A 13,373-nucleotide genomic window follows, 5' to 3' on the forward strand; every position below is an offset into this window, starting at 1 on the left:
CGCCTCACGCGCCCGCGCGCCGGGCCGGGAGTGACCTCCGGGGGCCGGCGGAGGTTCTCGTCCGTGTGCCCGCCGGGCACGCTGACGAGAGGTGTGCGGAGGTGACCATGTCGCTCGATCCGGTGGCCGTGGGCGCGCGCGAGGCAGCCGGGAAGGGTGACGGCGGCCCGGGTGACCTCGGTCCGGGTGGTGACGGCGGGAAGCTCGTTTTCGCCTTCGCCGGGCAGGGACACCAGTGGGCCGGCATGGGCCGGGACCTGCTGCGCACGGAAGCGGTGTTCCGGGCGGCCGTGGAGCGCTGTGACGCCGCGCTCGCCCCGCACACCGGCTGGTCGGTCGTGGACCGGCTCACCCGCGACGACGCCTGGCCCCTGATGCGGCGCACCGACGTCCTCCAGCCCACGCTGTTCACCGTGCAGGTGGCGCTCGCAGCCCTCTGGCGGTCCTGGGGCGTGGTGCCCGACGCCGTGGTCGGCCAGAGCATGGGCGAGGTCGCCGCGGCCCACGTCGCGGGCGCCCTGACCCTGGAGGACGCCGCGACCGTCCAGTGCCGGCGCGGCGCGCTGCTCCAGCGGATCAGCGGCAGGGGCACGATGGCCGTGGTGGAGCTGCCCGCCGCCGAGGCCGCGGCACTGATCGCGGACACCGGCGGGAAGGCCGTCGTCGCCGGGTACGGCAGCCCGACGACGACGGTCCTGTCCGGCGACCACGACTCCCTCGACGCGGTCCTCGCCCGGCTGGCGGGCACCGATGTGCACGCCCGGCGGATCCCGGACACCGCGCCCTCCCACAGCCCCTGCGTCGACGAGCTGCGCGACGACCTGCGCACGGCGCTGTCCGGCGTACGGCCCCGCCGGGCGGCCGTCCCCCTGTACTCCACGGTGACCCTCCGCAGGATCGAGGGCCCGGAGCTGACGGCCTCGTACTGGATCGACAACCTGCGCGAGCCGGTACGGTTCGCCCCGGCGGTCCGGCAGCTGAGCTGCGCCGGGCACGGCGTCTTCCTGGAGATCAGCGCGCACCCCGTGCTGACCGAGCCGGTCCGGCAGTGCCTGGAGCACGCCGGCCACCGGGGCCTGGCCCTGCCCTCCATGCGCCGCAACGCGGAACTCGACGCGCTGCGCGCCTCCCGTGACACGCTGCGCACCCTGGGACGCCCGGACCCCGCCCGCGCCCGCCGGCCCGAGCTGACGCCCTACCAGGCGGCGGTGCTGCCCGCGCTGTTCGCGCGCTAGCCGCCGCGGGGCCTTCGCCGGAAGGCGTACGTCGGCAGGCCGAGGTACCGCCCGGGGCGCACGCCCCGGCCGCCGCCCCCGTACAGCGCGTCCCAGTCCAGCGCCAGCCCCCGCACGTACGCCCGGCCGAGGGTCTCGGCGAGCGCGCGGGTCTGGGACGCGGCGTCCACGGGCCCGTTCGGGCCGAAGTGCGGGCCGTACGGGCCGAGTTGCAGCACGTCGGACGCGGGCGGGGCGGTCTCGCCGGTTCGGCGGAGCCAGTACGCGGGCGAGGCCGGCTCCTCGTCGGTGACGGCCCGGCCCGTGTCGGACAGCAGGGGGACCGTCGGCGGCCGGCAGGTCAGGCGCCCGGCCACCCGCTCGAACTCCTCCCGCGGCGTACCGGCCACCAGCCGTCCGTGTGCCACGGCCAGCGCGGCCGCGTCGGGCAGATCGAGCACGCCCGCGGCATGGGCGGCGGCCACGGCGCCGACCGCGGTGCCGGTGAGCCGGTCCGGGCGCAGGCCCAGGTGCTCCAGCAGCCGGAACGTCGCGACCTGGACGGCGAAGAGCGCCGGGTGACCGTACTCGGGCTTTTCCAGCAGCACCGGCTCGTACCAGACGACGTCCCGCATCGGGCGGCCGAGGGAGGCGTCCAGCAGCTCGACCGTCGCGTCGAACGCCTCGGCGTACGGGCCGAACGCGCGGTAGAGGCCCCGCCCGAACACCGGCCTGCGGCCGTCGTGCGCGGCGAAGCGCATGGTCAGCGGGGTCGGCGGGGTGGGGCCGGTCTCCCCACGCAAAAGGGCCGCGCTGTCCTTGCCGTCGGCGTCCTTGCCGTCGGCCAGGGCCGTGAGCGCGTCGAGGAGTTCCGCGCGGCTCTCGGTGACGAGGGCGGCGCGGTGGGCGAAGGCCGTGCGGGTGGTGGCCAGGGCGTGGGCGACCGTCGCCGGGGCGAGGCCGGGGCGTTCCCTCAGGTGCGCCCGGAGGCGGCGGGCCTGGGCCCGCAGCGCGTCGGGCGACTTCGCCGACACCACGCAGACGGTCACCGCCGTCCCGGGGCGCCCGCCGGGGGTGGGGGTGGCGGGGGCGGTATCGGCCGGGGCCCCGTCGAGGACCACGTGGGCGTGGGTTCCGTCCGCGCCGAACGCGGAGACGCGCAGTGTGGGCGTGCCCTGCCGCACGGCTCGGACCGACGCGATCAGCCCGGCCAGGCCGGGGCCACCGGGCGGGACCGCTTCGGCTGTCGGGCCCCAGCCGGCCGCGCTGTCCGTCACGAGGGCCAGGACGGGGTGGCCGTGACGGTGGGCATCGGAGAGACGTCGCAGGACGAGCACCGCGCAGCCCGCGTCGGTCACCTCGGCCGCCAGGGCGAGCCCGCTCTCGTGGCGGCGCAGGGACTGGACCGCCAGATGCGGCACCATCAGGGCGGCTGTGTCCGTCGTGTCGAGGGTGACCGCCGGGCCCTGGAAGCCGTAGGCGGCGGAGACCCGGCCCGCGTGGGGGCCGGGAGCACGGTGGGTGCGGCCGACGAAGACGCCCACGCGGCCGCTCGCCTCCGACCAGTGTGCCGGGAGGATGCCGGCGGACTCGAACGCCTCCCAGACGGTCTCCGCCAGCCGTCCGGCGGCCGGACCCGCGAAGAAGTCCGGGTCGAAGTCGGGCCTGTCGGCCGTCGCCACCGCCACGATCGCGACGGGGTCCTGCGAGTGGGTGGAGGTGGCGGCAGGAGCCGGGGGCCGGTCCGGTTCGGGGAGCAGGGAGAGCAGGTGGCGGCCCAGTTCCCGGGGTGTCGGGTGGTCGAGGACCAGCGTCGCGGGCAGCCGCAGGCCGGTGTCGGCGGCGAGGCGGTTGCGCAGCTCCAGGGAGTTGAGCGAGCCGACGCCCAGTTCCTGGAAGGTGCGTGCGGTCTCGACCGCGTCGGGCGAGGCGAAGCCGAGGACCGTGGCCGTACGGTCGCGGACGAGGTCCAGCGCCGCCTGTTCGCGCGCACTGCCGGACAGTGCGGCCAGCCGGTCCGCCCATCCGGGACCGTCGGCCCGGGCGGGCGGCTCGACCAGCCCGCGCAGCAGGGGCGGCACGTCGTGCGCGGCGAGGGCACGGAGGGCGCGCACGTCCAGCCGTACGGGCACGAGCGCGGCGTCGTCGGCCGCCTGGGCAGTATCGAACAGCGCGAGCCCGTCCTCGGTGGCCAGCGGCAGGAACCCGGTACGGGCCATCCGGTCGCGGGCGGCGGCGCCCAGGGCACCGGTCATGTCGCTGCGCTCCTCCCACAGCCCCCAGGCGAGGGCGGAGGCGGCGAGCCCCCGCGCGTGGCGGTGCCGGGCCAGGGTGTCGAGGAAGGCGTTCGCGGCGGCGTAACCGGCCTGGGCGGGCCCGCCCAGCACGCCGGAGGCGGAGGAGAACAGCACGAAGGCGGACAGCTCGATGCCGAGTTCGCACGTCAGCTCGTGCAGGTGCGCGGCGGCGTCGGCCTTGGGCCGCAGGACGCGGTCGAGCCGGTCGGGGGTGAGCGCGGCGAACACGCCGTCGTCGAGGACCCCGGCGGCGTGCACGACCCCGGTCAGCGGGTGCGCCTCGGGCACCCCCGCGAGAAGCTCCCGCAGCGCGGCCCGGTCGGCGACGTCGCAGGCGACGACCGCCACGTCCGCGCCGAGCCGGGTCAGCTCGTCGGCCAGCTCCGCCACCCCGGGCGCGCCCGCCCCCCGGCGCCCGGCCAGGAGAAGGTGCCGCACGCCGTGCGTACGGACGAGATGCCGGGCGACGAGCCCGCCGAGGGTGCCGGTGGCGCCGGTGATCAGCACGGTGCCGGTGGGGTCCCAGGTGGCGCGCGCGGGCCGCGGGCCCGGTGGGTGGGGGGTGCCCGCGCCTTGGCCGACGGCGCCCCTGCCGGAAGGCTCGGCACTCACCCGCACCAGGCGCGGTACCCGCGGCACGCCATCGGCCGTCAGGGCGAGTTGCGGCTCCCCCGATGCCAGGGCCGCCGGGAGACCGGCCAAGGGGACGTCCGAGGGGGCGGTCGAAGCCGGGAGGTCCAGGAGGACGAAGCGGTCGGGGTGTTCGGACTGGGCGGAGCGGATCAGGCCCCAGAGGGCCGCGTGCGACGGGTCGCCGGGCGGTTCGGCGCCCGACGCGCCCCGGGTGACGAGCACGAGCCGCGACCGCGCGTAGCGGTCGTCGGCCAGCCAGCCCTGGGCCAGGGACAGGGCCCGGCGCACCGCCGTGCGGGCGGTCGCCGCGAGGTCCGCGTCGGGGCGGGGGAAGAAGGGGACGAGCACCGGCCCGGGTGGCGGCTCGGCGGTCAGTGCGGCGAGGCCCTCGTAGGCCCGTGCCCGTACACCGCCCGCTTCCAACGCCTCGGTCAGCGCCGGGCCGTCCGGACCGAGGACCGCCCACGGCACGCTCCGCGCCACCGGTTCCGCCGGAAGCGGGACCGGGAGGGGCGTCCACTCGACACGGAAGAGTGGAGTCTCCCGCGCCCCGGCGGCACCCGCGGTGAGGGCTCCTTCCGGTAGGGGGCGTACGACGAGGGAGTCCACCGTCGCCACCGGGCCGCCGGCCGCGTCGTGGACGTACAGGCGCACCCCGCCCGCCCCACCCGCCCCGGCCGTCAGCCGGACCCGCAGGGTGCCCGCGCCCGAGGCGTGCAGGGCGATGCCGCGCCAGGCGAAGGGCAGCCGGGGCCGTCCCCCGGGCTCGTCGCCCGTTCCGGGCAGGCCCAGGGCCAACGGGTGCAGCGCGGCGTCGAGCAGAGCCGGGTGCAGGCGGTACGCGGTCGCGTCCGGTTCCGTGCCGGAGAAACCGGACGTGCCGGACGGCAGGGCGACCTCCGCGAGCAGGTCGGCGCCCTGCCGCCACACGGCCCGTACGCCGCGGAACGCCGGTCCGTACTCCAGCCCGGCCGCGGACATGGCGGCGTAGACGTCCTCGGGCCGCAGTTCCTCGGCGCCCCGCGGCGGCCACTCCCCCACCGCGGGCGGGGCCGTCGGGGCGCCGGCGGCCAGCACTCCGGTGGCGTGCCGCACCCAGGAGCCCGGATCGTCCGCGTCCGCCGCCTGGGAGTGCACGGCCAGCGGACGGCGGCCGTCCGCGTCGGGTCCGCCGACCGTCACCTGGAGCCGCACCCCGCCGGTGGGGAGGGCCAGCGGCGTCTGGAGCGTCAGTTCCTCCAGGACGTCGCAGCCCGCCTCGCCCCCGGCCCGGAGGGCCAGTTCGACGAAGGCCGTGCCGGGCAGCAGCACGGTGCCGTCCACGGTGTGGTCGGCGAGCCAGGGGTGGGTGCGCGGCGAGACGCTGCCGGTCAACAGCAGCCCCTCGGTGTCGGCGAGCGTGACGGCCGCGCCCAGCAGGGGGTGGGCGGTGGCGCGCAGCCCGAGGTGGGCGGCGCCGGTGCCGGGGGCCGGGGGTGTGGCCCAGTACCGCTCGCGCTGGAAGGCGTACGTGGGCAGCTCCACGGTCCGCGCGCCCGTACCGGCGAAGGCGGCGGCCCGGTCCGGGACCGGGCCGCCTCCGACGTACGCCCGTGCGAGCGCGGTCAGGGGGGTGTCCGGCACGGCCGTACCGATGACGGCCCCGGTGCCCGCCGCGCCGTCCGCCAACGCGTCCAGCCCGGCCAGCAGTTCCGCGCGGCCGGCCCCCAGCACCACCGCCCGGTGCTCGAAGACGGAACGGGTCGTCGCCAGCGCGTACGCCACATCGAGCGGGCGCAGCGCGGGACGGTCCCGGGCCCAGGCACGCAGCCGGGCGGCCTGGTCGCGGAGGGCCTCCCGGGTGCGGGCGGAGAGCAGCCAGGGCAGGGGTCCGCGCGGGATGCCCTCCGGCTCCTCCTCCGTTTCCTCCGCCTCCGCCTCCTCGATGATCACGTGGGCGTTCGTGCCGCTCAGCCCGAACGCCGAGACGGCGGCCCGGCGCACCTCGCCGGCCGTGCCCGGCCACGGCACGGGTCCCGTCAGCAGCCGCACGTCGCCCGCCGACCAGTCGACGTGCGGGGTGGGCTCGTCGACGTGCAGGGTGCGCGGCAGCAGCCCGTTGCGCAGGGCCATCACCGTCTTGACGACGCCCGCGACACCGGCGGCCGCCTGGCTGTGACCGAGGTTCGACTTGACGGACCCGAGCCACAACGGCCGCCCCGGCGCCCGGCCTCGTCCGTAGGTCGCCAGCAGGGCCTGTGCCTCGATCGGGTCACCGAGCCGGGTGCCGGTGCCGTGCGCCTCGACGGCGTCGACCCGGTCGGCCGACAGGCCCGCGTCGGCCAGCGCGTCGCGGATGACACGCTGCTGGGACGGGCCGCTGGGCGCGGTCAGACCGTTGCTGGCACCGTCCTGGTTGACCGCGCTGCCGCGGACGACCGCGAGGACCCGGTGGCCGTTGCGGCGCGCGTCGGAGAGCCGCTCGACGAGGAGCACCCCGACCCCCTCGGCCCAGCCCGTGCCGTCGGCCGCGGCCGCGAAGGACTTGCAGCGCCCGTCCGCCGCCAGCCCGCGCTGCCTGCCGAACTCCACGAACGTGCCCGGGGTCGCCATGACCGTGACCCCGCCGGCCAGCGCGAGCGCGCACTCGCCGCGGCGCAGCGCGTGCACGGCCAGGTGCAGCGCCACCAGCGACGACGAGCACGCCGTGTCCACGGTGAGGGCCGGGCCCGTGAGGCCCAGGGCGTACGAGACCCGGCCGGAGACGACGCTGCCGGCCGCGTCGGCGCCGGGGTAGTCGTGGTACATCACGCCCGCGTAGACGCCGGTGCGGGTGCCGCGCAGGGTGTGCGGGTCGATGCCCGCGCGTTCGACGGCCTCCCAGGCGGTTTCGAGGAAGAGCCGCTGCTGCGGGTCGGTGACGCGGGCCTCGCGCGGCGACATGGCGAAGAACCCGGCGTCGAACCCGGCCGCGTCGTGCAGGAACCCGCCTTCGCGGGTGGTGCCCTCGTCGCCGATGTCCCAGCCCCGGTCCTCGGGGAAGCCGGTGACGGCGTCGGCGCCGGTGGCGACGAGCCGCCAGAGGTCGTCGGGCGTGCGGACGCCCCCGGGGTAGTGGCAGGCCATGCCGACGATGGCGATGGGCTCCTGGCTGGGCCCGGCGGTGACGTCCGGCGCGGTTGTCCTGCTGCCGAACTCGCCGCACAGGTACTCCACCAGCGCGTCGGGGGTGGGGTGGTCGAAGGTCAGCGTGGCCGGGAGACGCGGGCAGCCGGCGCCCAGTGCGCGTTCCAGCCGGTTGCGGAACTCCACCGAGCTGAGCGAGTCGAAGCCCAGCTCGGCGAACGGCCGGTCCGACGCGATCGCACCGGCGTCCGCGTGGCCGAGCACGCCCGCGGCCTGTTCGCGCACGCACTGCGCCAACGTCTCGCGGAGCCCGGACGCGGGCAGGGCCGCGAGCGGGGCGGGGGCGGGCTCCCGGACCAGGCCGCGCAGCAGTGGCGGCACGGGGCCCGTGCCTGCGGAGGGGTCGAGGGCGACCGGCACGAGGTGCGCCCGTCCGGACGCGGCCGCCGCGTCGAGCAGCCGCAGGCCCTCGCGGGCGGCGAGCGCGGTGACGCCCGTACGGCCGAGCCGACGGCGGCCGGCTCCGTCGAGCGTGCCGCCCATGCCGGCCGCCGTGCCGCCTGCCGTGCCGTCGGCCGTGCCGTCGGCGCTCTCCCACAGCCCCCAGGACAGCGAGAGCCCGGCCAGGCCCCGGGCGCGGCGGTGGTGGGCCAGCGCGTCCAGGAAGGCGTTGGCGGCGGCGTAGTTGGCCTGCCCCGGACCACCGACGACGCCCGCGACGGAGGAGAACAGCACGAAGGCGGACAGGTCCAGATGGCGGGTCAGCTCGTGCAGGTGCCACGCCGCGTCTGCCTTCGGCCGCAGCACGGCGTCCAGACGGGCGGGGGTCAGCTCGCCCAGCACACCGTCGTCGAGCACACCGGCGGCGTGCACGACGGCGCTCAACGGGCGCTCCGCCGGAACCCGGGCGAGCGCACCGGCCAGCGCCTCCCGGTCGGCGACGTCGCACGCCACGGTGGTGACGTGCGCACCGAACCCGGCCAACTCGGCTTCGAACCTCTCGGCACCGGGCGCCCGCGCCCCGCGACGACTGAGCAGCAGCAGGCCCCGCACGCCGTGTTCGACCACCAGGTGCCGGGCGACGAGCCTGCCGAGCGCGCCGGACGCACCGGTGACCACGACGGTGCCGGCCCCGGCCCAGCCGGTGTTCGGAGCCTTCGCCCCGCCGGGGGTGAACGCGGCGACGGGGCCCGGCCCCGGCCTCGCTGGCTTCGCGTCTGCCGCGCCGGGCCCGGCCGGGCCCGGCGCGCTCGGCAGCGCGCGGCGATTCCCGTGGGCGTCCACGTCCACCGTGTCGGTACGCGAACCACCGGTGAAGCCACCCGCCGCCGGTGGCACGGCCCTGCCGACGCCGACCGACGCACCGGGCGCGAGGGCACCATGCCCGGCCGACGACACACCCGCCGGGGTGGCTGAGGGGCCACCCGCAGCCTGTGCGGCGACCGGGCTGCCCGCCGTGCCCGGCGCGTCGGATGCGAACGCCCCATGCCCGGCCCACGACACACCCGCCGAAGTAGTCCCGGAGCCACCCGCAGCCGGTGGCACGGCGCTGCCAGCCGTGCGCCCTGCCGTCGGCGCGGTCCCGTACGACCGGCCCGGCAGCGCGCGGCCACTCCCCTCGGCGCCCGGCGCGAGGGCCCTGTCCACGACGGACGACACGCCCTCCGGGCCGGGCCCGATGACCCCCGCTCCCGCCCCGGCGCGCCAGGCGCCGTCCGCGACGCCCCGCTCCCCCGCCGCCGTCCCGTCCGGAGCCCAACGGGCCAGCCGTGGCGCGTGGACGACGCCCGCGCGCACGGCCAGTTGGGGCTCGTCCGTCGTGAGGGCGGAGAGCAGGGCGCGGGCGGTGGCCGTGGTCATGTCGCCCTCCACGTCCGCGACAGCGAAGCCGTGCGGGTGTTCCGACTGGGCCGAGCGCAGCAGGCCCCAGACCGCCGCGTGCCACGGGTCGTCCACCCGGTCCCCCGTGGCGACCGCCATCGCGCCCCGGGTCAGGAACACCAGCCGGGACCCCGCGAAGCGGGCGTCGGCCGACCACGCCCGGGCGAGCGCCAGCGCCCACCGCGCCGCCTCCCCGCCGGGCGTCGTCGTCGCGGCGCACGGGGCGAAGACCAGCTCCGGGACCGTCCCCGAGGCCGCGAGCGCGGCCGGGTCGGGGGCGGACACGACGCGCACGCCCGCCGCCGACAGCGCGGCGGAGAGCGCCGGGGAATCGCCGAGGACCGCGCAGCGCCGCACGGCCGTACCGGCGGCAGCGGCGGACAGCTCCACCCAGTCGACCTGGAAGAACGAGCCGTCACCCGCACCCGTGGACAGCGGGCGCAGGGCCAGGGACTCGACGGTGACCACCGGCGCGCCCGTGACGTCCGTCGTCTCCAGGGTCACGGCGTCGGTCCCCGCCGGTGACACCCGTACCCGCAGCCCCACGACACCGGGAGCCGCGCGCAGCCGAACCCCGCTCCACGCGAACGGCACGTACGGCGTGCCGGGCGTCGTGAGGAAATCCCCGAAGGCGATCGCGTGCAGCGCGGCGTCCAGCAGCGCCGGGTGCACCCCGAAGCCCCCGCCCCCGCCCGCGTCGGCAGGACCGGGCAGGGCGACCTCGGCGTACACGTCCCGGCCCTGGCGCCACACCGCCCTCAAGCCCTGGAACAACGGGCCGTAGCCGAGCCCCGCCCGGGCCAGCCGCTCGTACGTCCCCGCGACCGGCACGGTCCGGGCACCGGCGGGCGGCGGCCAGGTCGCGCGGCCGGTGGAAGACGGTCCGGCGGCGGCCAGCACGCCGGTCGCGTGCCGCGTCCACGGCGCACCCTCCCGGGCGTCCTCCGGCCGCGAGTGGACGGCGAAACCCCGTCGGCCCGTGGCGTCGGCGGCGTCCGCCGAGACGCGCAAGGTGACGGCCGCGTGCGGTCCGGGCAGGGCGAGGGGGGCGGACAGGGTCAGCTCCTCGACCACGGGCACACCCATGCGGTGAGCGATGTGCGAGGCGAGGTCCACGAAGGCGGTACCGGGCAGCAGCACCGAACCGCCGATCACGTGATCGGCGAGCCACGGGTGGTCCGCCAAGGACAGCCGCGCCGTGAAGAGGTGCCCTTCGGGCAGTTCGACGGCCGTCCCGAGCAGAGGGTGGTCCGCGACGGGCACCCCCGTCGGAGGGCCGGCGCCGACGGCCCTCGTGACGGTCCCCGCCCCGGGCAACCGGGCGGCCACCGAGGACGCCGTCGCCCCGCCGTCGAGGAAGAAGCCGAGGAAGGAGGGGGACGGCTCGGCCCCCAGCTCCGCCGCCGCCCGCCGCGCGAACGCCGCCATGGCCGGGTAGTCCATGCCCAGTTCGGCGAACGTGTCGGTCGCGGTCACCCCTGCGGCGCCCACGCCGAGCAGCTCCCGCAGGACGCCCGTCAGCCGAGCGTCGAGCGCGTCCGCGCGTCCCCTCACCACCCCCACGGAGTGGACCCGCTGCGACGTGAGCCCGTGCAGCCACATCTGCCGCACCCCGTCCGCGTCATAAAAGTCCAGGTCACAGGGGTCCAGGACACAGGAGTCCAGGCCGCGGAAAGGCAGCCGCACCCGCACGCGGCTGTCCGCACCGACGGGCCCACGGGCGCGGAAGGACTCGATGCGGACCGGGACGTACGGCCCACGCGCCTCCGCAGCCGCCTCCCCGAACCCACGCCGGTCGGGCCGGTCGGCGAACCACGCGGGCAGGATCGCGGCAGCGTCCAGGCAGGCCGGGTGCAGAGGAAAGTGGCCGAGGTACTCCCGGGCGGACGGGCCGACCGACAGCTCCGCGAGCAGTTCGTCCCCGGCGACATGCAGTGTGCCGAGCCCCCGCATGAACGGGCCGTGCACGAGCCCGGCGCCGCGCGCCACCCGGTACGGCTCCGCCATGTCGACCGTGTGCGTGGCGCGGGCGCGCAGCGCTGCGAGGTCCACGGTGTGCCGGGGGAAGGGCTCGCCCGCGTACAGCTCGGCCTCCAGCACGGTGGCGGCCTCGCCCCGGCCACCGGCGCGCGGCAGCGGCACCCCGTGTACGACGATCCGGTGGCGGCCCACGTCGGCGGTGAAGGTGAACTCCAGCCCGGTGTCGAACTCCTCGCTCGCCACCACGGCCCGCCGGAACAGCACCCGCCGCAGTTCGGCGGTCTCGGTGTCCACGCCCCGGGCGCGCAGGATCCGGTGGATCAGATCGAGGAACGTCACCCCGGGCAGGACGCTCGTGCCGTGCACCGTGTGGTCCCGCATCACCGGGTCGGTGTGGCGGATCAGCACGGTGCACTTCAGCCCGTCCAGGGCGTCCAGGGTGTCGCTCAAGACACGACCGCCCGGGACCTCCGGCGAAGGCCGTCCGCGAAGGCCGTCACCGGATGCGTGCCGTGGCCGGCACCGCCACGGGCGCCGACGGCTGCGCGTACGCGGCCGGCTGTCCGCCACCCAGACCCAGCCGCTTCAGGAGGACGTCCTCGGCGGGCAGGGCGAGCACCTGCGTCTCCGGTCCGGCCAGGGTGCGCAGGACGGTGTCCCAGCCTTCGCGCGGCGAGATGGAACGGAAGCCCTGCCGGGTCAGCCACTCGCGATGGCCCTCACCGGAGACGGCGCCGACCGTGCCCCAGTAGCCCCAGTCGATGCTGCGGACGGGGAACGGCAGCCGCTGGTCCAGGGCGTGCGCGTAGGCGTCCTGGAACGTCGATCCGGCGGCGTAACCGGCGAGTCCGGGGTCGCCGAGGAAGGACTGCGCGGAGGAGAAGAACAGCAGGAAGTCCAGCGGTTCGGCGCGGAAGGCGGCGGCGAGCGCGACGCTGACCCCGCTCTTCGCGGCGAGCCCGGCGCGCAGCGCGCTGTCGTCGAGGTGGCGGACCAGGGCGGCGGTGTGGTCCAGCGCCGAGTGGAAGACGCCGTGCACGGGCCCGAACCGCTCATGGACGCGGGCGAGCCCGGCCCGCAGGCCGTCTTCGTCCGAGGCGTCGGCCCGTACGTACAGCAGCCGGGAGCCGTCGGGGTCGGCGTCGGCGATCCGGCGGCGCCGGTCCTCGTCCAGCGGGGAGCGGCCGATCAGGGCCACCCGCGCGCCGTGGTCGCGAGCCAGGAAGCGGGCCATCTCCAGGCCGATGCCGCCCGCGCCGCCGACGACGGCGTACGTGCCACCGGTGCGGATCACGGTGGCGTCGGCGGGCGGAAGGGTGACCGGGCGCAGCGCCTGCCGGTAGCGGACGCCGTCGCGGTGGGCGACGCGGGCGCCGCGTTCGGCCGGTTCGGCGATGACGAGGGCGGCGAGTTCGTGCCGGCGGGAACCAGCAGGCCCGGGGAGGTGGCCGGCGAGGCCGAGATCGACGACGGGGACGCTCCAGTGCCGGTGCTCGTTCTCCAGCACCCGGGCCATGCCGGCCAGGGCCGCCGCGTACGGGTTCACGACCCGGCCGCCCGCGACCGGCCAGGCGTCGTTGGTGACGATCCTCCAGTCGGTCGGCCGTGTGGCGGCCGCCGGGATCACGAGCTGCTGTGCGCAGCGGAACAGTGCCCGCACGCCGCTCTCCTCGGCCCGGTCCAGCTCCGCCGGGCCGTCCTCGGCGGCGGCGCGCAGCCCGCCGAGGAAGTAGACGGTGCGCGGCCTCGGGAGCGTGTCGCGCAGGGCGGCCGGTGCGTCGGGGGCGGTGGCGTCGAGCTCCCAGCGGCCGGGGGCCGACTGCCGGGTGACTGTCCCGAGTTCGACGTGGACGACGCCGTCGGCAATGTGCCGCACGGCGAGCGCGTCGGCCAGGGGGCGCCCGGCGGGGGTGTACAGGATCAGCACCGGGCCCGCCGGGGCATCGTCTCCCGTGGGCGTCAGGGGTGCGGGCCGCCAGGTGGCGGTGTACGTGAACTCGGCGGGGTGCGACGCGGCGTCCGGCCGCCGGGCATCCTCGCCGAGTAACTCCCCCTGCACCAAGGACAGTTCGCCGCAGAGCCGGCCCTTGGATATCCCGCCCGCCGCCGATCGCGCCGACGCGGGGCGCATGCTCCTGGAACCCACGATTTCCCCCTTGAAATCCTGTTCACCGCGTTCGTGGGGACGCACGACACGCCGAGCCTCCCCGGTTGCATTCGACCAGAGAACGCGCCCGGCGAATCCCCCGATTCCGGCGCCCGC

3 protein-coding genes are annotated in these 13,373 nt (G+C 77.2%); 1 reads left to right on the plus strand and 2 read right to left on the minus strand.

Annotation, left to right across the window (positions count from 1 at the left end; genetic code table 11):
- Positions 1–107 precede the first annotated feature (107 nt).
- A complete protein-coding gene (locus tag JO379_RS15105; protein ID WP_209515332.1) occupies positions 108–1,235 on the plus strand; it encodes an acyltransferase domain-containing protein in 1,128 nt (375 codons plus the stop codon).
- Here the strand turns inward: JO379_RS15105 and JO379_RS33690 are convergent.
- Both JO379_RS33690 and JO379_RS33920 read right to left on the minus strand, forming a co-directional pair.
- The gene (locus JO379_RS33690; RefSeq protein ID WP_209515334.1) at positions 1,232–11,560 is read right to left on the minus strand and encodes a type I polyketide synthase; all 10,329 of its coding nucleotides are present in this window, start codon (positions 11,558–11,560) and stop codon (positions 1,232–1,234) included. The genes JO379_RS15105 and JO379_RS33690 overlap by 4 nt on opposite strands.
- A gap of 46 nt (positions 11,561–11,606) precedes the next feature.
- The gene (locus JO379_RS33920) at positions 11,607–13,256 is read right to left on the minus strand and encodes an SDR family NAD(P)-dependent oxidoreductase (protein ID WP_307842014.1); all 1,650 of its coding nucleotides are present in this window, start codon (positions 13,254–13,256) and stop codon (positions 11,607–11,609) included.
- Between the last annotated feature and the right edge of the window lie 117 nt (positions 13,257–13,373).

This window comes from Streptomyces syringium, assembly GCF_017876625.1.
GTDB classification, from domain to species: domain Bacteria; phylum Actinomycetota; class Actinomycetes; order Streptomycetales; family Streptomycetaceae; genus Streptomyces; species Streptomyces syringius.

Bases quoted from the DNA above. Each gene is read 5' to 3' on its own strand.
- JO379_RS15105 (WP_209515332.1), top strand. From the start codon at position 108: ATGTCGCTCGATCCGGTGGCCGTGGGCGCGCGCGAGGCAGCCGGGAAG.